The organism is Enterococcus sp. 2G9_DIV0600 (genome assembly GCF_002140615.1).
Taxonomy (GTDB): domain Bacteria; phylum Bacillota; class Bacilli; order Lactobacillales; family Enterococcaceae; genus Enterococcus_D; species Enterococcus_D innesii.
This window is the reverse complement of sequence record NZ_NGLL01000002.1, coordinates 252,833-278,351: the sequence shown is the minus strand read 5'-3', so window position 1 is coordinate 278,351 and position 25,519 is coordinate 252,833. Positions and strand designations below refer to the sequence as shown.

22 protein-coding genes and 1 pseudogene are annotated in these 25,519 nt (G+C 43.8%); 7 read left to right on the top strand and 16 right to left on the bottom strand.

The genetic code is table 11. The features are described from left to right. Positions 1-65: 65 nt before the first annotated feature. The 3 genes from fusA to rpsL all read right to left on the bottom strand — a co-directional run bounded on the left by fusA (position 66) and on the right by rpsL (position 3,185). The gene (gene fusA / locus A5870_RS14835; RefSeq protein WP_077453910.1) at positions 66-2,150 is read right to left on the bottom strand and encodes an elongation factor G; all 2,085 of its coding nucleotides are present in this window, start codon (positions 2,148-2,150) and stop codon (positions 66-68) included. Between the two features lie 80 nt (positions 2,151-2,230). Next, positions 2,231-2,701 carry a 30S ribosomal protein S7 gene (gene rpsG, locus A5870_RS14830; protein ID WP_003127957.1) on the bottom strand — a complete coding sequence of 157 codons (471 nt, stop codon included), beginning with the start codon at positions 2,699-2,701 and terminating at the stop codon, positions 2,231-2,233. A 70-nt stretch (positions 2,702-2,771) separates the two neighbouring features. Further along, complete coding sequence (rpsL, locus tag A5870_RS14825; protein ID WP_003127956.1) at positions 2,772-3,185, bottom strand: 30S ribosomal protein S12; 414 nt, start codon at positions 3,183-3,185, stop codon at positions 2,772-2,774. Between the two features lie 303 nt (positions 3,186-3,488). On the opposite strand from rpsL, the gene rpiA reads away from it, so the two are divergent. The 4 genes from rpiA (at position 3,489) to A5870_RS14805 (ending at position 6,524) form a co-directional block, all read left to right on the top strand. Beyond that, positions 3,489-4,163, top strand: coding sequence for a ribose-5-phosphate isomerase RpiA (rpiA, locus tag A5870_RS14820; RefSeq protein WP_086293745.1), 675 nt, complete (start codon positions 3,489-3,491; stop codon positions 4,161-4,163). 151 nt (positions 4,164-4,314) lie between these two features. After that, positions 4,315-4,896, top strand: coding sequence for a recombinase family protein (locus A5870_RS14815; protein WP_086293744.1), 582 nt, complete (start codon positions 4,315-4,317; stop codon positions 4,894-4,896). A 192-nt stretch (positions 4,897-5,088) separates the two neighbouring features. Beyond that, on the top strand, positions 5,089-5,775 hold the full coding sequence (gene gpmA, locus A5870_RS14810; RefSeq protein WP_005226871.1) for a 2,3-diphosphoglycerate-dependent phosphoglycerate mutase: 687 nt from the start codon (positions 5,089-5,091) through the stop codon (positions 5,773-5,775). Between the two features lie 101 nt (positions 5,776-5,876). Beyond that, entirely contained in the window at positions 5,877-6,524 is a 648-nt protein-coding gene (locus A5870_RS14805) for an SGNH/GDSL hydrolase family protein (RefSeq protein WP_086293742.1), read from the top strand. A gap of 52 nt (positions 6,525-6,576) precedes the next feature. Here the strand turns inward: A5870_RS14805 and A5870_RS14800 are convergent, their stop codons facing one another. The 13 genes from A5870_RS14800 to A5870_RS14740 all read right to left on the bottom strand — a co-directional run bounded on the left by A5870_RS14800 (position 6,577) and on the right by A5870_RS14740 (position 20,335). Continuing rightward, positions 6,577-7,764, bottom strand: a complete 1,188-nt coding sequence (locus A5870_RS14800; RefSeq protein ID WP_086293740.1) for an iron-containing alcohol dehydrogenase — start codon at positions 7,762-7,764, stop codon at positions 6,577-6,579. A 198-nt stretch (positions 7,765-7,962) separates the two neighbouring features. After that, on the bottom strand, positions 7,963-8,667 hold the full coding sequence (deoD, locus tag A5870_RS14795; RefSeq protein ID WP_086293738.1) for a purine-nucleoside phosphorylase: 705 nt from the start codon (positions 8,665-8,667) through the stop codon (positions 7,963-7,965). 25 nt (positions 8,668-8,692) lie between these two features. After that, positions 8,693-9,511 (bottom strand): purine-nucleoside phosphorylase, encoded by an 819-nt coding sequence (locus tag A5870_RS14790; RefSeq protein WP_005226849.1) that lies wholly within the window; start codon positions 9,509-9,511, stop codon positions 8,693-8,695. Positions 9,512-9,521: 10 nt separating this feature from the next. Further along, positions 9,522-10,688: a phosphopentomutase gene (deoB, locus tag A5870_RS14785; protein ID WP_005232555.1), complete on the bottom strand. Its 1,167-nt coding sequence runs from the start codon at positions 10,686-10,688 to the stop codon at positions 9,522-9,524. A 194-nt stretch (positions 10,689-10,882) separates the two neighbouring features. Beyond that, a complete protein-coding gene (locus A5870_RS14780; RefSeq protein ID WP_005232556.1) occupies positions 10,883-11,836 on the bottom strand; it encodes an ABC transporter permease in 954 nt (317 codons plus the stop codon). Continuing rightward, the gene (locus tag A5870_RS14775) at positions 11,836-12,987 is read right to left on the bottom strand and encodes an ABC transporter permease (RefSeq protein ID WP_242596025.1); all 1,152 of its coding nucleotides are present in this window, start codon (positions 12,985-12,987) and stop codon (positions 11,836-11,838) included. The genes A5870_RS14780 and A5870_RS14775 overlap by 1 nt, the downstream gene beginning before the upstream one ends. Continuing rightward, a complete protein-coding gene (locus tag A5870_RS14770) occupies positions 12,980-14,590 on the bottom strand; it encodes an ABC transporter ATP-binding protein (protein ID WP_005232559.1) in 1,611 nt (536 codons plus the stop codon). Before A5870_RS14770 ends, A5870_RS14775 begins: the two co-directional genes overlap by 8 nt. Before the next feature lie 136 nt (positions 14,591-14,726). After that, positions 14,727-15,845, bottom strand: a complete 1,119-nt coding sequence (locus A5870_RS14765; RefSeq protein WP_086293734.1) for a BMP family lipoprotein — start codon at positions 15,843-15,845, stop codon at positions 14,727-14,729. 63 nt (positions 15,846-15,908) lie between these two features. Continuing rightward, positions 15,909-16,307 carry a cytidine deaminase gene (locus A5870_RS14760; protein ID WP_081118824.1) on the bottom strand — a complete coding sequence of 133 codons (399 nt, stop codon included), beginning with the start codon at positions 16,305-16,307 and terminating at the stop codon, positions 15,909-15,911. Between the two features lie 52 nt (positions 16,308-16,359). After that, on the bottom strand, positions 16,360-17,022 hold the full coding sequence (gene deoC, locus A5870_RS14755) for a deoxyribose-phosphate aldolase (protein WP_005226835.1): 663 nt from the start codon (positions 17,020-17,022) through the stop codon (positions 16,360-16,362). Positions 17,023-17,035: 13 nt separating this feature from the next. Continuing rightward, complete coding sequence (locus A5870_RS14750) at positions 17,036-18,337, bottom strand: pyrimidine-nucleoside phosphorylase (RefSeq protein WP_034878152.1); 1,302 nt, start codon at positions 18,335-18,337, stop codon at positions 17,036-17,038. 123 nt (positions 18,338-18,460) lie between these two features. Continuing rightward, positions 18,461-19,480, bottom strand: a complete 1,020-nt coding sequence (locus tag A5870_RS14745) for a LacI family DNA-binding transcriptional regulator (protein WP_086293732.1) — start codon at positions 19,478-19,480, stop codon at positions 18,461-18,463. A gap of 249 nt (positions 19,481-19,729) precedes the next feature. Then, positions 19,730-20,335 (bottom strand): class I SAM-dependent methyltransferase, encoded by a 606-nt coding sequence (locus A5870_RS14740; RefSeq protein WP_086293730.1) that lies wholly within the window; start codon positions 20,333-20,335, stop codon positions 19,730-19,732. A gap of 336 nt (positions 20,336-20,671) precedes the next feature. Between A5870_RS14740 and coaA the strand changes: the two genes are divergently transcribed. From coaA to A5870_RS14715, 3 genes and pseudogenes are all read left to right on the top strand, one after another. Continuing rightward, positions 20,672-21,595, top strand: a complete 924-nt coding sequence (coaA, locus tag A5870_RS14730) for a type I pantothenate kinase (RefSeq protein ID WP_086293728.1) — start codon at positions 20,672-20,674, stop codon at positions 21,593-21,595. Positions 21,596-21,675: 80 nt separating this feature from the next. Next, entirely contained in the window at positions 21,676-23,241 is a 1,566-nt protein-coding gene (guaA, locus tag A5870_RS14725) for a glutamine-hydrolyzing GMP synthase (RefSeq protein WP_074934454.1), read from the top strand. A 214-nt stretch (positions 23,242-23,455) separates the two neighbouring features. After that, positions 23,456-25,518: pseudogene (locus A5870_RS14715) on the top strand (DNA methyltransferase). The last annotated feature ends 1 nt before the right edge of the window (position 25,519 follow it).

Below are 25,519 nucleotides of genomic sequence, written 5' to 3'. Positions count from 1 at the left end.
TAATATTGTACACGAAACTCAGAAAAAAATATAGCTTTTTACTTAATTTCCTATACTTCCATCAATTATTCAGCTTTGCCGCCGTTTTTCTTGATGATTTCTTCTTGAACAGATTTAGGTACATCTTCATAGTGATCAAATGTCATCATGAACGTACCGCGACCTTGTGTTGATGAACGAAGTGTTGTTGCGTAACCGAACATTTCAGCTAATGGCACGATTGCGTTCACGATTTGTGAGTTACCGTGTGCTTCCATTCCTTCTACGCGTCCACGACGAGCAGTTACGTGACCCATAACATCACCTAAGTAATCTTCTGGTACAGTGATAACTACTTTCATCATTGGTTCAAGAATTACTGGGTTTGCTTTCTTCGCTGCAGCACGTAAAGCCATAGAAGCTGCAACACGGAAGGCAGTTTCACTTGAATCGACATCATGGTATGAACCATCATAAAGTTTTGCTTTGATGTCTACTAATGGGTAACCGGCTAAGACACCGTTCGCCATTGAGTCTTCAAGTCCTTTTTCAACTGCTGGGATGTATTCACGAGGAACCACACCACCGACAATCGCGTTTTCGAATTCGAAGCCTTTACCTTCTTCGTTTGGTGTAAATTCGACCCATACGTGACCGTATTGACCTTTACCACCAGACTGACGTACAAATTTACCTTCCGCTTGTGTTGCTGCACGGAATGTTTCACGATAAGAAACTTGAGGCGCACCTACGTTTGCTTCAACTTTAAATTCGCGACGCATACGGTCAACTAAGACGTCCAAGTGAAGTTCTCCCATACCAGCGATAACAGTTTCGCCTGTTTCAGCGTTTGTTTCCACACGGAATGATGGATCTTCTTCAGCAAGTTTTTGTAAAGCAACCCCCATTTTATCTTGGTCAGCTTTTGATTTAGGCTCAACAGCGACTTCGATAACTGGTTCTGGGAATTCGATTGATTCAAGGATTACTGGTGCTTTTTCATCACATAGTGTATCCCCAGTTGTTGTGTCTTTCAAACCAACAGCAGCGGCGATATCGCCTGAGTATACTGTTTGGATTTCAGCACGTGTGTTGGCGTGCATTTGTAGGATACGACCGATACGTTCGCGTTTGCCTTTTGAAGCATTCAATACGTATGATCCAGAGTTCAAGATACCTGAATACACACGGAAGAATGTCAAACGACCTACGAATGGGTCAGTCATTACTTTAAATGCTAATGAAGCAAATGGTGCTTCATCGTCAGCCGGACGATCAGTTTCTTCGTCTGTTTTAGGATTTACCCCTTTGATCGCAGGAACATCAAGTGGTGAAGGCAAGTAGTCGATGACTGCATCCAACATCAATTGAACCCCTTTGTTTTTAAAGGCAGATCCGCAAAGAACAGGGAAAAAGTCAACAGTCAATGTTGCTTGACGAATACCAGCTTTCAATTCTTCTTCAGTGATTTCTTCACCGTCCAAGAATTTCATCATTAGTTCTTCGTCAGTATCCGCAACAGCTTCGATTAATTTTTCGCGCCATTCTTCAGCTAATTCTACGTATTCTTCAGGAATTTCAGTCTCTTGGATTTCAGTTCCTAAGTCATTTGTGTAGATTTCAGCTTTCATTTTTACTAAGTCGATAATACCAGTAAAGTCATCTTCCGCACCAATTGGTAATTGGATTGGGTGAGCATTTGCTTGTAAACGATCATGTAAAGTTGATACAGAGTATAAGAAGTCTGCACCAATTTTGTCCATTTTGTTACAGAATACGATACGTGGTACGCGGTAGTCTGTCGCTTGACGCCAAACTGTTTCTGTTTGAGGTTCTACACCTGATTGTGAGTCCAATACAGTTACAGCACCATCAAGTACACGCAATGAACGTTGCACTTCGATTGTGAAGTCCACGTGTCCTGGTGTGTCGATGATATTTACGCGGTTTTCTTTCCATTGCGCAGTTGTCGCAGCAGAAGTGATTGTGATCCCACGTTCTTGTTCTTGTTCCATCCAGTCCATTTGAGAAGCACCTTCATGTGTTTCACCAATTTTATGGATTTTACCTGTGTAATAAAGGATACGTTCAGTTGTCGTTGTTTTACCAGCGTCAACGTGGGCCATGATCCCGATATTACGAGTTTTTTCTAGCGAAAATTCTCTTGCCATTCTAGGTTGTTCCCCTCTCATTCTTACTTAACTTAAGCTAAGGTTGTCTCAGTACCTTCCAATAAAAAGCAGTGAGGATCTTACCAACGATAGTGAGCAAATGCGCGGTTGGCTTCCGCCATTTTGTGTGTGTCTTCGCGTTTTTTCACAGAAGCACCAGTGTTGTTTGCTGCATCCATGATTTCTTTTGCAAGACGTTCTTCCATTGTGTGTTCGCCACGCAAACGAGCGTAGTTTACCACCCAACGAAGACCTAGAGTTGTACGACGTTCAGGACGTACTTCTACTGGTACTTGGTAGTTAGAACCACCGACACGGCGAGCTTTAACTTCCAAGACAGGCATAATGTTTTTCATTGCTTGTTCGAAAACTTCCAATGGATCATTTCCTGTAGATTCTTTGATAATGCCAAAAGCATTGTAGATAATATTTGCAGCAACACCGCGTTTACCATCAACCATTACACGGTTGATCAAACGAGTTACTAATTTTGAGTTATAAATAGGATCTGGTAAAACATCACGTTTTGCAACAGGACCTTTACGAGGCATCCGTAACTCCTCCTTCCGAGATATCAGTTCTGATTTAAATAAGATTCATTTGATCTGTTTGTCTTAAAGATTAAGCTTTAGGACGTTTTGTACCATATTTAGAACGAGATTGTTTACGATCGTTAACACCGGCAGTATCCAATGCACCACGAACGATATGGTAACGTACCCCTGGTAAGTCTTTTACACGTCCACCACGTAACAAGACCACGCTGTGTTCTTGTAAGTTGTGTCCGATACCTGGAATATAAGCTGTCACTTCAATCAAGTTTGACAAACGAACACGCGCATATTTACGTAGAGCTGAGTTCGGTTTTTTCGGTGTCATAGTTCCCACACGAGTAGCTACCCCACGCTTTTGAGGTGAGTTAACATTCGTTTGAGCTTTCTTGAAACTGTTATATCCTTTGTTCAATGCTGGTGAATTTGATTTTTCAACCTTGGATTTACGAGGTTTACGTACTAATTGATTAATTGTAGGCATCCCTAGTTGTCCTCCTTCCTTGATTCGCTTTATAGTCCCACACATCCAGGTGGTTCTTTTTTTGCGATAAAAAATAATGCACTCTCTGCATTCATATCAACTATGCTTTGATAGACAGTCAGCACGTCTCCAACGAGAGACCTGTAGATAAAGCACCTTTGATAGAATATCATGCTTATTCTTACCTGTCAAGTATCCTCCTAAGCTTTTTTCAAAAGAAATCTGTTACAAAAAATCCGCAAATTTTACGCTTCTTCCTATATAATAGAGACAAAGCATCTATTAAAAAAAGGCGGGAAGAAAATGAACCTAAAAGAAATGGTCGGCATTGAAGCGGCTAGTTATGTAAAAGATGGCATGGTGGTTGGCTTGGGTACTGGCTCAACAGCCTACTACATGATTGAAGAACTGGGTCGACGGGTAAAAGAAGAAGGTCTATCGATCACTGGTGTCCCAACTTCTTGGGCATCGAAAAAACAAGCAGAAGGATTAGGTATCCCGATTCGCACCATCGATGAAGTGGATGCTGTGGATCTAACGATCGACGGTGCAGATGAGATCAGCAAGGATTATCATGGCATCAAAGGCGGCGGTGCAGCCCTTTTATTTGAAAAAATCGTGGCGTCTAACTCCGAAAAAGTCTTGTGGATCGTTGATGAATCGAAAATGGTCGAAACACTTGGTGCCTTCCCGTTGCCAGTGGAAGTGATCCCTTATGGCAGCCAACAGCTGCTGCGTCTGTTCGAGAAGAAAAACTACCATCCAAAACTACGTCTGAATGAAGAAGGCGAACCGTTAAAAACCGATTGCAGCAATTACATCATTGATCTTCATCTGGAAACGATCACCGCTCCTACTGAGTTGGCACAGGAATTAGACGCTACAGTGGGCGTGGTTGAACATGGTTTGTTTTTGGATATGGTTCATACGATCATTGTCGGATTACCTGAAGGACCGAGTACTAAGCACGTTAGATAATGGAAACCAAAAAAGAGGAGCGATAGCGCTTCTCTTTTTTTCGTTACTTTTCTTCAATTCGCTTAAATTTTATTATTTTTTGTGCAAATTACCCTATCATTTAAGAAATAATTATGATACATTCAATAAAAAGGGAAAGGTAGGAGGGTTTATGAAAATCATAGGCTATGCTCGTTCAACGATTACCGATAACTCAACAAGTGAACAAATAAACAAACTTGAGGAATTCGGTTGTAATAAATATTTCCACGAAACGTATAGCGTGGAAGAAAGTGAAGAAAATCATTCATTGGAGTCAGTGGTAGCACAAATGCACCCCGGTGACACCTTAGTCGTTACGGAACTACATCGTTTAGGGAAAACGACCAGACAACTGACCGATCTCACTGATCTATTAAAACAGCGAGAACTTCATCTGGTTTCACTTGCAGAACAAATCGATACCCGCGGTCCGATGGGGCAGGTTTACTTCAATTTGATGGAAGGACTTGCGAACATGGAACGCTCACTCATCAAAGAGCGCACGCTAGTCGGCTTAAACAAAGCCCGCAAAAAAGGCAAAATTGGCGGTCGTCCGAAGATCGATCCGAAGACGATCAAGAAAATCCGTCATTTGTACTACGAGAAAAAAGAAACGATTCAATATATTTCTGAGAAATGCGGTGTTTCTGTAGGTACCTGCTACAAATACATAAAATTATCCGAAGAAGAATGGCGCAAGTTACGTTCATAGTTGTCGACTCTCCTAGAACAGCATAAAACAAAAGCGGTCCGTTTTTTAAAGATCCTCATTTGTTTTTCCTTAAGAATGGCGTTTTCCCTAGCTTTTCCTCCAAAACCATGGAAATTCTTTGAGAAAGAGTGTACAATAAATACGGAATTGAAAATTTCAGAAAAATATCGAATATCTAAAGGAGAGTTTTACATGCCAAAATTAGTATTTTCTCGTCATGGACTAAGCGAATGGAACAAATTAAACCAGTTTACCGGTTGGGCTGATGTTGATCTAGCGCCAGAAGGTGTCGAAGAAGCAATCGAAGGCGGACGTAAAATCAAAGAAGCAGGCATCGAATTTGACGTTGCTTACACATCTGTTTTAACTCGTGCCATCAAAACTTGTAATTACATTTTAGAATATTCTGATCAACTTTGGGTACCAACGATCAAATCATGGCGCTTAAACGAACGTCATTACGGTAAATTACAAGGTTTAAATAAAAAAGAAACTGCTGAAAAATACGGTGACGAACAAGTACACATCTGGCGTCGTTCTTACGATGTTTTACCTCCATTGATGGAAGCTTCAGATGAAGGTTCTGCTGCAAACGACCGTCGTTATGCAATGCTTGACCCTCGCGACGTACCTGGTGGAGAAAACTTAAAAGTTACTTTAGAACGTGCATTGCCTTTCTGGCAAGATGAAATCGCCCCAGCATTAAAAGACGACAAAACTGTCTTAGTTGCGGCTCACGGAAACTCTCTACGTGCATTAGCAAAACATATCGAAGGTATTTCAGACGAAGATATCATGGATCTTGAGATCCCAACTGGTCAACCACTTGTTTATGAATTGAACGATGATTTGACTGTTGCGAAAAAATACTACTTATAAGCCTCGCTTATCGCTGCCCTTTTTTAAAAAAGGGCAGTTTTTTTATTGGCATTTCCTCCCCCCTCTTTTATAATTGAGGGTGTACTCGAAAGGAGCTTATTATGAAACTAGTCAAAAATGATACCGTTTTATTTTTAGGTGACAGCATCACAGATTGCGATCGTGATCGCCAAGATCCCCACGATTTAGGACATGGGTTTGCCCGTCTCGTTGCCGATCAGCTGGCAGAAACATTCCCCACTGCAGGATTTACCTTTTATAATCGGGGGATCGGCGGCAACAAAGCTGCCGACGTCTTAGCCCGTCTCCAAGAAGATTGCCTTCAATTAGCACCTGACGTCTTGATCTTTATGATTGGGATCAACGACACGTGGCACAATGTCGGTGGTCCCGATTTTGGTTCAGAAGAGGCCGCAACGTCCTTTGAGGCAACCTACCGTAAAATTCTGGAACAAGTGACCCAACAGGGGATCACGCGTATTTTCTTGCTGGAACCTTTTGTTTTGCCATATCCTGAGGATCGCCAAACTTGGCGGATCGATCTTGATCCGAAAATCCAAATCGTTCGTCGCTTAGCTGCCGCCTTTCATTGTCAGCTGCTGTCGCTGGATGGCTTGTTTGCCGAAGCTGCCGTTGCTAGCTCCCCACAGGCACTGACAGGCGATGACGGGGTGCACCCCACTCCTGCTGGACACGCCTTGATTGCGAATCAGCTAATGGCCCGTTTGGCTTTTTCTTCTGAAGGGTAAATAAACAGACCGCTCCGCGACAACCAAGTCGCAGGAACGGTCTGTTTTATGATTAGAGATAGGTTGAAGGAGTTAATGAATCTTGGTAGATTGCAATCACGTCTTCTTCTTGCAGCGGTACATACGCATTTGTTGCAATAGAGCTGAATTGAACTGCTTGAGCCGCCATTTCAGCAAAATGGGTGTCATCGGCGATCCCTACTTCTGGCAAAGTCATCGGAATATCGCAAGAAGCAAAAAAGTCATACAGTTTTTGAATCCCCATTCGGGCAGCTAATTCTGGCACTGCTTCTTGGACACCAAAGACTTCTCTGGCAAACCGCGCAAATTTCGGCGCCGTTTCTTCATTCAATACATGAAGCATCCAGCGTGGGGTCAGAATCGCTAAGCCGATGCCATGGGTAATGTCATAAAACGCACTCAACTCATGCTCCATCGCATGACAAGACCAAGCACCACCCTTGCCGCTTCCAGTCAAACCATTTAAGGCTAAGGTGCTCGCCCACATCAAATTCGCCCGTGCATCATAGTCTGTGGGGTCCTTTAATGCGATGGGCAGATTTTTAATGACTGCTTTTAGCAATCCTTCTGCTACACCGTCTTGGACATCTGTTCCTTCTGTTTTACTGAAATAATTTTCAATCAGATGGCTCATGATATCCGCTGAACCGGCAGCCGTTTGATAGCGACTGACACTAAAGGTCGTTGTTGGATCTAAAAAGGATACTTTCGGTAAAAATTCGGGTCCGTGAACGCCAAGTTTTTGTTTCGTTTCTAGATTAGAGATCACCGCGCCACGATTCATTTCACTACCGGTAGCCGCAAGGGTCAGGATCGTCACTAATGGAATCGCTGGTCCTTGATAGCTTCTGGAAAGTACTAAGTCCCAAGGCTCTTGCTCACTACAAGCTGCCCCAGCGATCACTTTGCTGCAATCAATTACAGAACCGCCGCCAACAGCTAAAATGACGTCGATCTTTTCTGAACGACAAAGAGCGGCTCCTTGACGAACGGTTTCGATTCGTGGATTTGGATCGACACCAGTCAATTCAGTGACTTGATTGCCGTTGGCAGTCAATTGCGCCATGACTGCATCGTACAAACCGTTTGTCTTGATACTGCCGCCACCATAGACTAGCAAGACGTTTTTTCCAAATGTATTCAGTACTTCTGGCAGCTCGTTCAGACGGTCTTTCCCAAAACGAATGTCCGTCGTTACATGAAATGTAAAATTATTCATTGTCTCGTCTCCTTTTTACACCTTTTCTTTTCATTAAACCATTTTCTGGCAAAAGTGCAACGCTTCTTCGTGGCTTTTTGCCAACAAAAAAAGATAACACATTCTCGGTTGCATGCAAACCAATACGATTTGGCTGCTTGCTCTATCAAAAGCAAGCAGCCTTCGCATCGTTCATGCACCGATCCTGCGGTATCGTTTTTACGCGATCGCTGTTTCTAAGCCAACTTTGATCATGTCGTTAAATGTCGTTTGTCTTTCTTCTGGCGTTGTTTCTTCTCCAGTGATGATGTGGTCGCTGACGGTACAGATCGCTAAGGTTTGAACGTGGAATTTCGCCCCTAAATAGTATAAGGCTGCGGCTTCCATCTCAACACCCATCACTCCAAGGTCTGCCAACTGTAAGGTTTCCGTTATGTCATCTTTGTAGAAGGTATCTTCAGATAAGATGTTGCCGACGTGGGTGGTAAATCCTGATTCAATCGCTGTATCATAGGCTTTACGCAGCAGTGCAAAGTCAGCGATTGGTGGGAAATGGAAACTTTGGAAGTTTTTTGCCACCATCGATGAACTTGTTGCTGCCGCTTGGGCAATCACAAGATCACGTACGTGGACATCTTTTGAGATGGCACCACACGTACCGACCCGAATCAATTTCTTCACGCCGTAAGAGTTGATCAATTCATGGGCATAGATGCTCGCTGAAGGCATGCCCATGCCAGTTCCTTGGACAGAGACCCGCTCGCCCTTATAAACGCCTGTATAGCCCAACATCCCCCGAACATTGTTGTAACAGATCGGGTCTTCTAAAAATGTTTCAGCAATATATTTTGCCCGCAGTGGATCACCTGGTAACAAGATTTTGTCTGCGATCTCGCCTGCTTTTGCTTCGATATGAACGCTCATTCGTTTTTCTCCTTTGGTCTGCTTTTTATAGTACTGCTAACGTTTCTTTGATCAACGCTTTAAATTCTGCCTTGACCCGTTCCGTCGTTTCCACGACTTCTTCATGATTCAAGCTCGCTTGCATACCAGCAGCCAAGTTTGTGATGCAAGAAACACCTAAGACTTTCAAGCCACTGTGAACCGCAACGATCACTTCTGGGACAGTCGACATACCGACAGCATCGGCACCGATCGTCCGAGCAAAGCGAATCTCTGCTGGCGTTTCATACGTAGGACCTGAGAAGCCCATATAGACGCCTTCTTTTAAGTGCAATCCTTTTGATGCACCAACTTTTTGTGCCGCTTCCCGGTAAGGCAGATGGTAGGCTTGGCTCATATCTGGGAAACGCGGACCCATTTCTTCTTCGTTTTCACCAATCAGTGGGTTGTCCCCCATAAAGTTGATTTGATCGGTGATCAACATCAAGTCTCCCGGCTGGAAGCTTTCGTTTACGCCGCCACAGGCATTGGTCACGACTAAAGAATGAGCTTTCAATGCCGCCATCACACGGACGGGGTAAGTGACCGTCTGCATCGAATGGCCTTCATAATAATGGAATCGTCCTTGCATCGCTAAGACTTTTTTCCCAGCTAGTGTTCCATAGACCAATTGTCCTGCATGACCGACCACTGTCGAAACAGGAAAATGCGGGATATCGTTGTAAGGCAACACGATTGGATTTTCGATCTCATCGGCTAATTCACCTAAGCCAGAACCTAAAATCAAGCCAAATTCCACTTCACCGACGCCGCTTTCTTGGATAAATGCCGTTGTTTCTTGTAATTTCTCATGTAACGTTGTCATTTCATCACCTCTAGTTTAAATGTTTTAAAAAGCTAGTTCCGTTTTCTGTAGCTGAAACACCAAAGTTTTCAGCGATCGTTGCGGAAATATCTGCATAATAGCCTTGTGGCAATTTACCTTGGCCTTGGAATTTCTTGCTGTAGGCTAGTAATGGCACATATTCTCTCGTGTGATCCGTTCCCGTAAAGGTTGGGTCATTGCCGTGGTCAGCTGTGATCAATAACAGATCCTCATCTCCCATTGCTTCTAAGAGTTCTGGAATACGCAAATCAAAATCTTCAATGGCGTGGGCATACCCTACGACATCGCGACGGTGACCATAAAGCGCATCGAAGTCGACCAAGTTCGTAAAGCTTAGACCCGTAAAGTCTTGTTTCATCACCTTCAGTAATTGATCCACACCGTCCATATTGCTCTTCGTCCGTACAGAATCAGTGATTCCTTGCCCGTTGAAGATATCATTGATCTTCCCAACGGCGATCACGTCTTTTCCAGCTTCTTTCAATGAATCTAACACTGTATGGCCAAATGGATCGAGTGCGTAGTCATGACGATTGCTCGTACGAGTAAAGTTTCCAGGCTCACCGACATACGGACGCGCGATGATGCGGCCGATCATATACGGCTCATCTTTCGTGATATCCCGAACGTACTGACAAATACGATACAATTCTTCTAATGGAATGATTTCCTCATGTGCGGCAATCTGCAACACTGGGTCAGCCGAAGTGTAAACGATCAGATCGCCGGTCTTCATTTGATGTTCGCCGAAGTCATCAATGACTGCTGTCCCTGAGTACGGCGCATTGCAGACGATTTTACGTCCAGAGAACGCTTCGATCTGTTGCAACAATTCATCGGGAAACCCATCGGGAAATACGCGGAAAGGTTTTTGAATATTCAAGCCCATGATCTCCCAGTGCCCTGTCATCGTATCTTTCCCAACGGAAACTTCTTCCAATTTGGTTGCATACCCATCATGGTCAGCTACCGCCTTCACGCCTTCTAAAGGACGGATCGTCCCTAGGCCTAATTGTTCCAAGTGAGGGATCGTTAAGCCTGCTTCTTTTGCAATATGGCCTAATGTATCTGAACCGACATCACCAAAAGCTGCCGCATCAGGTGCTTCACCAATTCCGACTGAATCCATCACGATCAAGTGTACACGTTTAAACATTCTATTCCCTACTTTCTTTATTTTATGCTTTTACAAGCGGATCTACTACCTCTATCATACTAAACTTAAGCAAAAATTGCGCTGGGTTGCTTCGGAAATTTCCTGATGCGTTCCTTTCACCCAGAGGATAGAAAAAGGGCAGGACACAGCAACACATTCATGTCCCATAGCCCCACCCTTTCATACTGAAAAAATTATTTAGATTTAATGTAGTTCTTCCCGTTAGCTTTCGGACCAGCAGCTTTTCCAAGGAAAAGGACAAGCACGATGATCGTCAAGGCATAAGGCGCAGCTTGTAAGTAAACCGCTGGAATCGAAGAGATGATTGGCAGCTGGCCACCTACGATACTGATGTTTTGCGCGAAACCGAAGAAAATCGCTGCTCCCATCGCACCAAGTGGATTCCATTTACCAAAGATCATCGCAGCCATCGAGATAAATCCTTGACCGGCGATCGTTGTCACGGCAAAGCGACCCGCGATCGATTGAGCAAACAAGGCACCGCCCATCCCACCAAGGAATCCAGAGATCAAGACGCCTGAGTAACGCATCACGTAAACATTGATCCCTAAGGTATCCGCTGCTTGAGGATGCTCACCGACAGAACGAAGACGCAACCCAAAGCGTGTTTTGAAAATCACGAACCACGCGATCACTGAGATCAAAATGGCGAAGTACGCCGGTAAGAACGTTTGATTAAAGAAAATCGGGCCAATGATAGGAATATCTTTAAGGATCGGAAAATTGAAATACCCCAATGTCCGTTGGATGTTATCCGTTTGCCCTTTGTTGTAGATCGCTTTGACTAAGAACACGGCCAAAGCTGGTGCCATCAAGTTCATCACCGTACCACTGATGATATGGTCTGCACGGAAGTTGATGGTTGCCACCGCATGCAGCAAGGAGAAAACCACACCGACAAGTCCGCCGACGAGCATCCCTAACCACGGTGTCCACGCACCGAATTGTGACGCAAATTCAATATTGAAAACAATCGAGCTAAAAGCACCCATAACCATGATTCCTTCAAGACCCACGTTAACGATCCCACTGCGCTCTGAGAACACGCCACCTAGCGCCGTCAAAATCAGAGGAGACGCATAAATCAATGTTTGAGTGACGATCGAAGAAATTAAACTAATATCCATTAGATGGTTCCTCCTTCCTGATCTTGATCGTTTGGTTGGGCTTCAATCTCCTGTACGACCAGCGCTTCTTTTTTGCCGTCAAAGATTTTTGCCAACAAGAAACGAATCACAAAACTGATCGCTACGAAGAAAATAATAATTGCGATATTAACATCAACTAATTCAGATGGAATACCTGCAAACTGCATGCCTTGTCCACCTAATTTCAAAATACTGAACAAGAGGGCTGAAAGCAAGATTCCGATCGATGAGCCGCTTCCTAACAAGGATACAGCCATACCGTCAAACCCGATGCTTAATGATGACCCTTGAACGAAGAAGTTTTCAAACGTTCCTAGTCCTTGAACGACTCCACCTAATCCAGCAAGCGTTCCAGAGATGATCATTGAGATAATGATCGTCCGTTTGCTGCTCATCCCCGCATATTCAGAAGCGCATGGGTTCAAGCCCACCGCGCGAATCTCATAACCAAGAGTGGTTTTTTTCATCAAGAACCAAACCAAAACTAAGAAGATCAAGGCTAAGAAGATCCCTAAGTTCAAGCGAGAGTTGCTCGTGATGCTTGCTAGAAACGGCGTCTGCATGGAGGCATTTTCCCCCACCATTTTTGTGACCCCTTTTGTCGTGATCATGGATTCGCTCATCACATTATTGACTAAATGGTTCCCCGTATAAAGCAAGATATAGTTCATCATGATCGTCACGATGACTTCACTTGTTCCAAAGAATGCCCGTAGGAAACCAGGAATCGCAGCTGCGATCGCCCCGCATAAAGCCCCTACGATCACAGCTAATGGCAAGACCACCAACCGAGGCGCATCTGGCATCGCTAGTGCGACCCAGATACTGGCAACCCAACCTGCTAACGCTTGACCAGAAAGACCGATATTGAAGAATCCGGCTGAGTTTGCAACGGCAAACCCCAGAGCGGTAAAGATCAATGGTCCTGCTGTAACAAAAATCTCACCAATGTTGCGGGCATTTAACCCACCTGTTTGTCCGTTGATAAAAACGGTCCGAAACATTTGTGTATACCCTGTGATTGGGCTGTAGCCGAAGGCCGCCATGATGATCCCGCCAAGGACGAATCCCAACAAGACAGCGATGATCGGCACTAATATATTGCGGATCTTTTCTTTGCGGTTATTCAACCGAACCACCTACTTCCTCCATTTGCAGCTCTCGTCTTGCTTCCTCCAAGGAGTACCCTGCCATCAACAAGCCAAGCTCTTTCTCTGATGTTTCTTTCGGATCAACGACCCCAACGATCTCACCAGCATGAATAACAGCAATGCGGTCTGATACATTCAAAATTTCATCTAATTCAAAGCTGACTAACAACACCGCTTTGAATTTATCCCGCTGTTCAATCAAGCGTTTGTGGATAAATTCGATCGCTCCAACATCCAACCCACGGGTCGGATTGGCAACGATCAATAGATCAGGATCGCGGCTGATTTCTCGTGCGATGATCGCTTTTTGTTGATTCCCGCCGGACAATGCCCGTGCTGGTACGATCTCGTTGACTGTTCGTACGTCAAATTCTTGAATCAAGTCACGAGCAAACTCGTTGATCTCTCCGTAATCCAAGACACCTGCATTACTCAAAGGTTTTTTGTAGTAGGTTTGCAAGGCGATGTTTTCTGATAACATCATATCCAAGACAAGTCCGTATTTATGGCGGTCTTCTGGCACATGACCAACGCCGGCTTCGGTGACTTTCCGAGGCTTGAAGTTAGTGATGTCATCACCATTCAGCAAGACCTTGCCGCTTTCGACTTTCCGTAAACCAGTGATGGCTTGTAACAGCTCTGATTGCCCATTGCCATCGATCCCAGCAATCCCCAATACTTCACCTGCACGTACTTCTAAGCTTAAGTTTTTGACTGCTTCTAAGCCACGGTTTTCTTTTACGACTAAGTTTTCAACAGAAAGCACGACTTCTTTTGGTGACGCTTCTTTCTTCGGTGTCTTGAAGGACACAGAACGACCAACCATCATATCGGCCAACTGTTGCGAGCTGACGTCTTTGACATTGACAGTGCCGATCCCTTGTCCCCGACGGATAACTGTACAACGGTCTGCCACCGCTTTGATCTCATCCAGTTTGTGGGTGATCAAGATGATCGATTTGCCTTCACGCACCAATCCGCGCATGATCTCGATCAGCTCTTCGATTTCTTGCGGTGTCAAAACTGCCGTTGGTTCATCAAAAATCAGTACATCTGCGCCGCGGTAAAGAGTCTTCAAGATCTCTACCCGTTGTTCCATCCCGACAGAGATGTCACGCACATAAGCATCTGGATCAACCGATAAACCATATTGTTCAGAAACTTTTTTGATTTCTTTGCGGGCTTTCTTGCGATCTAACACACCGAGATGATGGGGTTCGCTCCCCAAAATGATATTTTCTGTTACAGTAAAGGCGTCTACCAGCATGAAATGCTGATGCACCATCCCGATCCCCAATTTGTTTGCTGCGGTCGGACTCGTGATATTCACTTTTTCACCATTCATCCAGATTTCACCAGATGTTGGTTCCAATAATCCTGACAGCATATTCATCAAGGTCGACTTACCCGCTCCATTTTCACCAAGCAATGCGTGGATTTCTCCTGGCCTTACTTGCAAGTTGACATCGTCATTGGCTTTGAACGTTCCAAACTCTTTGGTGATATGACGCATTTCTACAACATATTTTTCCTCAGCCAAATTACTCACATCCTTACTTTCTAATTCGCTTATACAAACCATTCGTCATGTCAAAAAAATAATTGCTATTGCTTAGGATGATTACTATCCTCATGAAAACCCGTAGCTTTCATCAACATAGTAATCCAACAACGATCATCTTGCCCTAAACTAGGGCAAGATAACCGAAAAAACAACTTTATTTTTCAGGTGTTTCTGGTACTTCTACTTTGCCGTCGATCACGTCTTGTTTCGCTGTTTCGATCGCTGCTTTGGCATCATCTGAAAGGAACCCTTCAGTAATGTCTACACCGCCATCTTTCAAGCCGTAAACAATGTGTTCGCCGCCAGGGAAGTTGTCTTCTAACGCACGAGTTGAGATATCTTGTACCGCTGCGCCAACACCTTTCAATGTTGAAGCCAATGTGAAGTTATCTTCTTTGCCGTCAGCAGTTGTGAATTTTCCTTCGTCTTGTTGATCGCTATCCACACCGATGACCCAAACTTTTTTGTCTTCTAGGTCTGCTTCGTTCAATTGTTCATTGATTGCTTTTGCTTCTTGGAAGACACCTGCACCAGTACCACCAGATGCGTGGAAGATTACGTCAGCGCCGCCTTGATACATTGAAGCTGCCAATGCTTTCCCTTTGGCAGGATCACCAAATGATGCTGCATATTGAGAATCAATTGTAATTTCTTTACCTAATTTTTCAGCTGCGTCTTGAACACCCTTCGTGAAACCAGCTTCGAAACGGTCGATAACGACGCCTTCTTCACCACCGATGAAGCCGACTTTGTTTGTTTTGGTTGTATACGCTGCTGCAACACCAGCTAAGTAAGCTGCTTCATTATCTTTAAATGTTGCTGAAACAACGTTGTCTTTGCCTTCGATCACATCATCGATGATCCCGAATTGTGTATCAGGGTTTTGGTCAGCTGCTGCTGCGATTGAATCTTTCAATAAGTAACCCACACCGAAAATCGTTTTGAAACCATTTTGAACGGCACCATTTACGTTTGTTGTGTATTCTGATGCTTCATTTGATTGCACGTAGTCATAACCACCAGCACCGCGAGCGATCCCGTGTTCTTCACCCCATGCTTCTAAGCCTTCCCACGCTGACTGGTTGAATGAGCGGTCATCCACCCCACCGATATCGGTAACGATTGCGACACTATGCGCTGCATCAGTCGTACCGTCTGCAGAACCGCCGCCTGTTGAATCAGTTGAGCCTGAATTTCCTCCGCCACAAGCACCAAGTAAAGTCAACCCAGCTACTGCAACAATACCGAAACTAAATAATTTTGCTTTTTTCATTGCTGTAAAGCCCCCTAAAAATATAGTTTTTTTCAACAGCCGCATCGACTGAATGAACATGGTTTATAAATCTTTGTTCGTGAAGTAATAAGGCAATAGGCCTTCTACCGTGGTTTCTTTGATGACACCATCATCGCCGACTAAGGTCACCGGCATATCTGGCGCACAAAATTCCACCATGACCTGGCGGCAAGCACCGCAAGGAGAGATCGGTTCTGGCGTATGACCCGCCACAACCAAATGTTGAAACTCTTTTTCGCCTTCAGAAACGGCTTTGAAAAAAGCCGTTCGTTCTGCGCAATTTGTTAAGCCATATGAGGCATTTTCAATGTTGATCCCTTGATATATCGTACCATTTTTGGAAACGAGACAAGCACCGACCGGAAACTTAGAGTACGGCACATATGCTTTATCTAAGGCGGAAACGGCGGTGTCGATCCACTCTTTTTTCGCTATTGTCATTGTCTTCCCCGCTCTTGTATTTAATTTTTGCTACTTTAACTTAATGCTAGGCTTAGTAGCCAGCACCTGTTGAGCCAGTCACGATGGCAACACTCGCGCTTGTTCCTAAGCGGTTTGCGCCCGCTTCGACCATAGCTGCCGCTTCTGCTTCGTTGTGGATACCACCGGAAGCTTTGACACCCATTTCTGGTCCTACTGTTTCACGCATCAAGCGAACATCTTCAACGACTGCCCCACCAGTTGAAAAGCCAGTTGAGGTTTTCACGAAATCTGCACCGGCTGCTTTGGCTAATTCACAGGCTTTGACGATTTCTTCGTTGTCTAATAACGCTGTTTCAATGATTACTTTGACAAGCGCTTTGTCTTTGGCCGCTTCAACGACTGCTTCGATGTCTGCTTGAACTTTTTTGTATTGTTTTGACTTCAAGGCACCTACGTTGATCACCATATCGACTTCATCTGCGCCATTTTTGATCGCATCTGTTGTTTCATAAGCTTTGACCTCAGATGTGTTTGCCCCTAAAGGAAAGCCGATCACGGTACAAACAGCCGTTGGTTCGCCTTGTAATTTTTCTGCTGCCAATGAAACCCACGTTGGATTGATGCAGACAGAATAGAAGTGATAGGTTTTTGCCTCTTCGATGATTCGTAAAACATCTTCCTCCGTTGCGTCTGCTTTCAAAATCGTGTGATCGATCATGCGATTCAATTCCATTTTTATTCGCTCCTTATTCTGTAATAATGTCATGGATCAATGGCGGTTCTGCGCCATCTTCCCCAATTTCAATATTTTGGTCGATCAATGCTTTGACATCCTCGATTGCTTCGGTATTGCTATAGATCGTCAACAGCGATTCTCCTTCAGTTACGGATTCGCCAACTTTCTTATGCAATTTAATACCCACTGCATGGTCGATGTCTTCGTCTTTGGTCTTACGACCCGCTCCTAACATCATCGCCGCGATCCCTAGCTCATTGGCAACTAATTTCGTCACCACGCCACTAGTTTTCGCTGGGACTTCCACTTCATATTTCGCTGTCAAAATCTTGCTCGGGTCATCGATCACTGAAGCGTCTCCACCTTGATCTGTGATCATCTGTCTGAATTTTTCTAACGCTTTGCCTGAATGCAAGGCTTCTTCCAACAGTTGGCGTGCTTCTTCCAATGAATCAGCTTTTTTCGCTAAAACCACCATTTGGCTGCCCAGTGCATAGCACATTTCTTCCAAGTCTTTCGGTCCTTTTCCTTGCAGTGTCTCAATAGCTTCCACCACTTCCAAACTGTTGCCGATCGCTTCCCCTAGAGGCTGTGACATATCAGAAATGACTGCCATCGTTTGGCGATTTGCCAATTTTCCGATGCGGACCATCGTTTGGGCTAAGCGTTTGGCATCCTCCAAGTTTTTCATAAAGGCGCCATCGCCTGTGGTTACATCTAACACGATCGCATCGGCACCTGCCGCGATTTTTTTACTCATGATCGAGCTGGCAATCAATGGGATCGAACTAACCGTTGCCGTCACATCTCGTAAGGCATACAGTTTTTTGTCTGCAGGAGCTAAATCTCCTGATTGACCGATCACGGCCACTTTGCTTTCATTGACTAATCGGATAAAGTCAGCTTCAGAAAGCTCGATTTTAAATCCAGGGATCGCTTCAAGCTTGTCTAACGTCCCACCGGTATAGCCTAAGCCGCGGCCAGACATTTTCGCAACCGGTACACCAACACTAGCTACTAATGGCGCTAAGATCAATGTGGTCGTATCACCAACACCGCCAGTCGAATGCTTATCGACTTTGATTCCTTCAATTGAGGATAGATCGATCACTTCACCAGAATTTGCCATTGCTAGCGTTAAGTTCGTGATCTCTTCATCTGTCATATCTACATAAAAAATAGCCATCAACAAGGCACTCATTTGATAATCTGGAATACTTCCTTCAGTATACGCAGTTACAATGTAGTCAATTTCTTCCTTCGTCAATGACTTGCCGTCACGTTTCTTTTCAATTAAATCCACCATTCGCATCGAAATGACCCTCGCTTCCTTTAACATTATACAATAATTTTTCGTAGGGTAAACCACTTTAGTAAAACAGTTTACTAAATATCGCGAAACTATGAAAACACTTACAAGAAGAAATATACCGCATTATTTCTCGCTTGTCAATGTCTTCACGCTCTCACGAATAATTAATTTTGTATCAAAAATCTTATTTGGAATTCGCCGTGTCGGAAACTCAATGGCGTCCACTAAAAACTTCGCTGCGGTAAAACCGATCTCAAAGGTCGGCTGCATGACCGTGGTAAGCGGTGGTGTGATGTATTCCGATAATTTCAAGGCATCAAAGCCGATCACCGAGTAGTCTTCTGGTACTTTTTTACCAGCCTCATAAATCGCTTGATAACAGCCGATCGCCATGGCGTCGTTGCCGCAGAAAAACGCTGTGATCTCTTTGTACTTCAATAATTCTTTCGTTGCTTCGTACCCGCCGGTAACCGTTAATTCAGCATTTTCTACATATCGGCCTTTAAAAGGGATCTGATGATCCTTTAAGGCATGGCGATAGCCATTGAACCGTTCCTCTAATTGATAGTAGCCGGTGATTTCTTTGAGCATCGCAATATTGCGGTGACCATTTTTGATCAAATAGCTGACGGCTTGGTAGGCGCCTTCGTATTCTTTCACGATCAAACGACCATTGTCCCGCTGATTGATCCCACGATCGACTAAAATAATTGGTCGGTCATCAAAGAACCCGCTCTTCAAGGAATATTCCTCTGGCAGCAAATGCGGCGTCGCTAATAAGATGCCATCTACCGAACGATGAGACAGTTCATTCAAATATTGAACTTCTTTTTCTTGGCTGTGGCGCGAATTGCATAACACTAGCATGTAACCTAGTGGATTGAAATAACTTTCCGCCCCTTCAATGACTTTAGAGAAAAAGAAATCCGTCACATCAGGCACGATCATTCCGATCGTTTTTGAATGGCGGTTGATAAGATTCGAAGCAAAAAAATCCGGCTTATAGTGATATTTATTTACGATATCTAAGACCCGCTTTCGGGTTTCTTCACTAAAACGGCTGCCTTTATTGTTTAGGATCTGCGACACGGTCGTGACAGAGACGCCAGCCATTTCAGCAATCTGTTTAATCGTCAATTTCATCTGCTTCTCTCCTCTCTTGCCTAAAGTGTAGCAAATTTTTCTCAAAAAAAATAGCACACTTTCAACAAGTGTGCGACTTTCTTTTTCGTTGATCAAAAATAGCCCGATGATACAGCCAGCTGTTTTAACGGAGCTGTGATCGTTTGAAAGGCTGCTGGCAATAGGCTTTTTGAGAAACCAACTGCCCAGTTGCTGCTAACCAGCATTTGCCTTGGCGATGCCTTTGATCTGTTGAGAATCAAAGAGCAGCTACGCTTCTTTTACGCTTTGAATGATGTAATAGCCTTTGTCTTTTTTGATGATTTCGGCATTGCCAAAGGTCTCTTGCATTTTCTTTTGAGCACTCGGCGCCCCTTGTTTCTTTTGGATTACGATCGTTAAGGTCCCCCCTGCTTTTAGCAGCGGAAACGCCCCTGTCAAAATCTCATGGACGACTTCTTTTCCTGCCCGAATCGGTGGATTGCTGAGGATCGCCGCATAAGCAGGTTGATTTAATTGGGCATAGATATTGGATTGATGGATATCTACCTGTTCAATGCCGTTACGCTGGGCATTGCCTTTTGCCAAATCCACTGCCCGCTGATTGATATCGATCATCTCGACAGGCCGCTGACTTGCATAAGCCAACGCTAAACCAACAGGACCATAGCCACACCCAACGTCTAGCAGGCTTCCTTCTGGCAGCTCCGCCCACTCAAACGCATCGATCAGCACCCGCGAGCCGTAGTCCACCGTGTCACGGGAAAACACCCCGCTATCTGTCACAAAATGAAACTTCTTTCCTCTTAATTCAAACGACCACTGTTCAAAATCATGGGCCGTATCAGGATTTTCTGTATAGTAATGATTACTCATGTTTATGCTCCTTTCTTCTATTTCCTCTTCGCCTGTTTTTTCTACTGGCTTCTACTGGTTTTTCCTTGTTTCTTCTACTAGAACGAGTGAACGTAGTGAAAACACCAGTAAAAAAGCCGTGCAAGATTTGCCTGCTGTTTCTTTCTAATCATACCGAAAAACAGCCAGAAGTAAACGCCCAGCAAAAAAAACAACGAAAAAACAGTTTTTTGTTGTTTCTGCAAAGGAAATCATGTCTTTTTTCCAAGTTCCGCAGGTTTCTATGGTAAAATACTTTCGAACAGTGGCCTATCGCTTCTAAGAGAAACCGATGATGCCGCAAAAAAGGAGCCTACTATGCAAGAAACCATGAATTTTTATCAAATTCCTCGTGAGCAATGGCAAGGGTTTTATACGAACGGCATGATGCCTTTCACTCAAGAAGAATTGGATAATATCAAAAGTTTGAACGACCGGATCTCGGTCCAAGATGTGGAAGATGTTTACGTGCCTTTGTGCCATCTGATCCATCTTTATATGAAAGAGTTTGAATCATTGACCCTCAGCAAGGGACTCTTTTTACACCGCTACGTCAAAATGCCGCCTTTTATCATCGGCATCGCCGGAAGTGTCGCCGTCGGCAAAAGCACCACCGCACGACTCGTCCAAAATTTGTTGGCCCGTTTGTTTCCCCGTAGAACTGTCCAACTAATCACCACTGACGGCTTTTTGTACCCGAACGAAGTCTTGGAAGAACGTGGCAGCTTGAATCGCAAAGGATTTCCAGAAAGTTATGACATGGAAGCCTTGATCAACTTTTTGAATGCGGTCAAATCAGGAGAACCAGACATTCAGATCCCCGTCTACTCCCATGAAGTCTACAATATTATTTCTGATACGTATGAAACGATCAGTCAACCAGATATCTTGATCGTGGAAGGCATCAATACCCTGCAGCTGCCTGCCAACCAACAAATCTATATCAGTGACTTTTTTGATTTTTCAATTTTCGTGGATGCCCAACCAGCACTGATCGAAAAATGGTATTTGGAACGATTTGAATCATTACTAGACACTGCCTTTCAAGATCCCAGCAATTATTATTACCAATATGCGATTGGGGATCGCAAGGAAGCGATTAAAATGGCAAAAGAAGTATGGAAAAATGTGAATTTAAAGAATTTACACGAGTATATCTTGCCTACACGCAGCAGAGCCGATATAATTCTTCATAAAACAAAGCACCATTTGATCGATGAAGTGTTCTTGCGCAAGTATTGACCGCTTCATTTTTATAATTATGCTGTTGAAAAGGCCCAGCCTTTTTTCAATAAAAACTAAAAGAATTGAGGTAATTTATTGTGACAAACGTTGACACTTTGCCAAACGTCGAAAAAATTATCGTACTTGATTACGGTAGTCAGTATAACCAGCTGATTACACGCCGTATTCGTGAGTTCGGTGTTTTCTCAGAATTATTGAGCCACCGCATTACCGCTGAAGAAGTAAAAGCGATGAATCCAAAAGGGATCATCTTATCTGGCGGACCAAACAGCGTCTACGACGAGAACTCTTTCGGCATCGACGAGAAAATTTTTGATTTAGGCATCCCAGTTTTAGGGATCTGTTACGGCATGCAGTTGATTACTTATAAATTAGGCGGAACAGTTGAACCAGCCAAAAACCGTGAATACGGCAAAGCAGAATTGGAAGTCACTTCTGATGCAGCGGCCCTTTTCCAAAACACGCCCGCAACCCAAACCGTGTGGATGAGCCACGGGGATTTGGTCACTCAAGCACCTGCAGGCTTCGACGTTGTGGCGACGAGCAAAGATTGCCCGATTGCTTCTATCCAAGATGCCGAACGCAAAATGTACGGTATCCAATTCCACGCAGAAGTTCGCCATTCAGAATACGGCAACGACTTATTGCGTCACTTTGCCATTGACGTTTGTCAATGTACAGGTGATTGGACAATGGACAACTTCATCGATATGGAAATCGCAAAAATCCGCGAACAAGTGGGCGACAAAAAAGTCTTGCTTGGTCTTTCCGGCGGGGTCGATTCTTCTGTCGTTGGTGTTCTTTTACAAAAAGCGATTGGCGATCAACTGACTTGTATTTTTGTTGACCACGGTCTCTTGCGTAAAGGCGAAGCCGAGCAAGTAATGGAAAGCTTAGGTGGCAAATTCGGCTTGAACATCATCAAAGTTGATGCCAAAGAACGTTTCCTATCAAAACTTGCTGGGGTATCTGATCCTGAAGAAAAACGCAAGATTATCGGAAATGAATTCGTGTATGTCTTCGATGATGAAGCAACGAAACTAGCTGGCGAAGAAGGCGTTTCTTTCCTTGCCCAAGGAACCCTTTATACCGACGTCATCGAATCAGGAACCGAGACTGCTCAAACCATCAAATCTCACCACAATGTAGGTGGTTTACCTGAAGACATGCAATTCAAATTGATCGAACCATTGAACACCTTGTTCAAAGACGAAGTCCGTGAATTAGGGACCCAGCTTGGTATGCCAGACAGCATCGTATGGCGCCAACCATTTCCTGGACCAGGTCTAGGCATTCGTGTCCTTGGCGAATTAACAGAAGAAAAACTAACGATCGTCCGCGACTCGGACGCAATCTTGCGGGAAGAAATCGCAAATGCCGGCTTAGACCGCGACATTTGGCAGTATTTCACCGTCTTACCAGGCATCCGCTCCGTCGGTGTCATGGGTGATGGCCGGACCTACGATTATACCGTCGGCATCCGTGCAGTCACTTCAATCGATGGCATGACTGCTGACTTTGCCCGCATCCCATGGGAAGTCCTACAAAAAATCAGCGTCCGCATCGTCAACGAAGTCGCACACGTCAATCGGATCGTGTATGATATTACGAGCAAACCACCTGCTACTGTGGAGTGGGAATAAAGAAGTGGCACTTTATATCGCTTGAAACGTTGATTTTACTGCATTTGGCTAAAACTCAAGTGACGTTCGGAGACACAAAATGATTTGAATTGTCGCCAAAACTGTCGCCAAAAATCCTCTCACTGAATGGTTGTCGGTGGGAGGATTCTTTTGGTTCTTGCTAACTTGTATAAGGCGTTCAATGCTATAATTTAAGAGATAAACGATTAAGGAGATGAGCAAAGTGGCAAAGATTGAACCGAAAATTTTTGACGAGTTGAAAACGGCTTTGGTATCTTTTGGCGACAAGTATTTTGTCGGCGAAGAATTAAACCGGTCAAAACTCACGGATGATTTACGAAACTATGATGAAGCACTTTTGAGCAAATTGTTTGAAGTGGATTTCATCAAGCAACATTTCATTAAGGAAGTGGCAGGACAAAAGCTCTTTCAAATTGAACAACTTGAAGAAGCCGTTCTCTATAACGATTATTGGGACACAAGCTACACCAAGTATGAAAACCGTGTTGGGTTAGCTTCAAAAGGTAAGTTCTTACAAGATAGCCAAGATGTTGTATTAGACTTCCCGTTCAAAGATGGCGTTCTCACCGCTTCTATGACAAAGGAAGATAATGAGGATGGCTATGATGACGCATTCTTGAATGAGGTTATCGAGAAAGACGAAATTGACCGTCTCTTTGACAAGAAAGTGTTTGTAAATGTCAAACGCTTTGGCGATAATCAGACAGCACAGCACAGCACAGCACAGCAGATGGTATCACAACAGAATTAGATAATGGGATTGTTTCTTTTGATAAGGAGAAAGACAATCTGATTATCAAAGGAAATAATCTGTTGGCGTTGCATACGCTTAAAGAAAAGCTCATTGGGCAGGTCAAACTTATCTATATTGACCCACCTTACAATACTGGCAAAGACTCTTTTTCTTATAATGATAAATTTAACAGAACAAGTTGGCTTACATTTATGAAGAACAGGCTAGAAATTGCTTATGAACTTCTCAAAAATGACGGTGCTATTTTCGTATCAATCGACGAAAAACAACAAGCGTATCTACGAGTGTTGATGAATGACATCTTCGGAGAGAGCAATTCGCTAGAGGTATTTCACATTCAAGCGAGGTATACTCAAAAGTCTCTTAATGAGAAAGATAACTTTCAACCTGTCATGGAGTATGTATTAGCTTATGCGAAAAATAAAAATCTGTTTACGCCGAATAAACCACATGATGACTACGATTTATCAAAATTCAAGTGGGCGATTGAAGAGTTATCATCTGGAGAAGAAATTGAGCTTGGTGGTAAAAAAGTTCATATTTTCAAAAAAGGTGAGTATGCCATTAGGAAACTTCCAGAACCAACATTGAAAGGCCTCAAAGATACATGGGCAAGTGGAAGTGTTTTGACAGGTAATACATCAGGGAAATTCTTTGATACACAGCTCTCTAAGCGAAAAGATATTGATGGTTTAGAGGTACTCTATAAAGTGGAAGGTATTGGAGAAGATGGACTTGGGTATAGATATTTTACTGGTCCAAAGAAAGAAAGTTCAATTAGGGGTCAGTTCTTTTCAGGGATTCCATTAGAGAGGCTTGAGCAAATTGATAAGGGGGAGGCTCGAAAATATCGACCTATTGTGAACTACTATGATTTCAGTGGTGATTTCGGTAATATCCGCCACGAAGGTGGTGTTCCGTTCAATGGTGGGAAGAAGCCTGAAAAAATGCTTAAGTGGTTAATTGAAATGGCTACTCAAGAAGGTGATTTGGTATTAGATTATCACTTAGGTTCTGGAAGTACAGCGGCTTCATCTTTGAAATTGAACAGACGGTTCATTGGTATAGAACAGATGGATTATATTCAGGATTTAGTGGTTCAAAGACTTGAAAATGTAATTTCCGGAGATTCGACTGGTATTTCAACTGAAGTCAATTGGCAAGGTGGCGGGTCATTTGTCTACGCTGAACTCTTCCCTAAAAATATGGGTTACTTAAAAGATGTTATCCATTCCAAAGACCTTGATGAATTAAAAGCAGTCTATGACCGTATGCTTTCTGGTACTGATACGGCTGATCCTGCTGATATTTCATTCCGTGCCGACCTATCCAAGATTGATTGGTTACAAGGATTTGATGAAAACAAACGCCTACTTGTGAAGCTCCTTGATAAAAATGGGCTTTACTACAACTACTCAGAAATTGAAGATAAGAACGTCCGTGGCTTAATCTCTGATGAAGATTACACCTTCAACAAGACTTTCTATGAGGGCGGTGACTAGG

What these genes read in the sequence shown, in the direction of transcription:
- A5870_RS14740 (WP_086293730.1), bottom strand. Translation starts at nt 20,335, where the DNA reads ATGAGTAATCATTACTATACAGAAAATCCTGATACGGCCCATGATTTT.
- A5870_RS14745 (WP_086293732.1), bottom strand. Translation starts at nt 19,480, where the DNA reads ATGAAATTGACGATTAAACAGATTGCTGAAATGGCTGGCGTCTCTGTC.
- coaA (WP_086293728.1), top strand. Translation starts at nt 20,672, where the DNA reads ATGCAAGAAACCATGAATTTTTATCAAATTCCTCGTGAGCAATGGCAA.
- A5870_RS14800 (WP_086293740.1), bottom strand. Translation starts at nt 7,764, where the DNA reads ATGAATAATTTTACATTTCATGTAACGACGGACATTCGTTTTGGGAAA.
- A5870_RS14805 (WP_086293742.1), top strand. Translation starts at nt 5,877, where the DNA reads ATGAAACTAGTCAAAAATGATACCGTTTTATTTTTAGGTGACAGCATC.
- A5870_RS14765 (WP_086293734.1), bottom strand. Translation starts at nt 15,845, where the DNA reads ATGAAAAAAGCAAAATTATTTAGTTTCGGTATTGTTGCAGTAGCTGGG.
- A5870_RS14780 (WP_005232556.1), bottom strand. Translation starts at nt 11,836, where the DNA reads ATGGATATTAGTTTAATTTCTTCGATCGTCACTCAAACATTGATTTAT.
- A5870_RS14815 (WP_086293744.1), top strand. Translation starts at nt 4,315, where the DNA reads ATGAAAATCATAGGCTATGCTCGTTCAACGATTACCGATAACTCAACA.
- deoD (WP_086293738.1), bottom strand. Translation starts at nt 8,667, where the DNA reads ATGAGCGTTCATATCGAAGCAAAAGCAGGCGAGATCGCAGACAAAATC.
- A5870_RS14760 (WP_081118824.1), bottom strand. Translation starts at nt 16,307, where the DNA reads ATGACAATAGCGAAAAAAGAGTGGATCGACACCGCCGTTTCCGCCTTA.
- A5870_RS14790 (WP_005226849.1), bottom strand. Translation starts at nt 9,511, where the DNA reads ATGACAACGTTACATGAGAAATTACAAGAAACAACGGCATTTATCCAA.
- rpiA (WP_086293745.1), top strand. Translation starts at nt 3,489, where the DNA reads ATGAACCTAAAAGAAATGGTCGGCATTGAAGCGGCTAGTTATGTAAAA.
- deoC (WP_005226835.1), bottom strand. Translation starts at nt 17,022, where the DNA reads ATGGAATTGAATCGCATGATCGATCACACGATTTTGAAAGCAGACGCA.
- fusA (WP_077453910.1), bottom strand. Translation starts at nt 2,150, where the DNA reads ATGGCAAGAGAATTTTCGCTAGAAAAAACTCGTAATATCGGGATCATG.
- rpsL (WP_003127956.1), bottom strand. Translation starts at nt 3,185, where the DNA reads ATGCCTACAATTAATCAATTAGTACGTAAACCTCGTAAATCCAAGGTT.
- deoB (WP_005232555.1), bottom strand. Translation starts at nt 10,688, where the DNA reads ATGTTTAAACGTGTACACTTGATCGTGATGGATTCAGTCGGAATTGGT.
- A5870_RS14750 (WP_034878152.1), bottom strand. Translation starts at nt 18,337, where the DNA reads ATGCGAATGGTGGATTTAATTGAAAAGAAACGTGACGGCAAGTCATTG.
- rpsG (WP_003127957.1), bottom strand. Translation starts at nt 2,701, where the DNA reads ATGCCTCGTAAAGGTCCTGTTGCAAAACGTGATGTTTTACCAGATCCT.
- A5870_RS14770 (WP_005232559.1), bottom strand. Translation starts at nt 14,590, where the DNA reads ATGGTTTGTATAAGCGAATTAGAAAGTAAGGATGTGAGTAATTTGGCT.
- gpmA (WP_005226871.1), top strand. Translation starts at nt 5,089, where the DNA reads ATGCCAAAATTAGTATTTTCTCGTCATGGACTAAGCGAATGGAACAAA.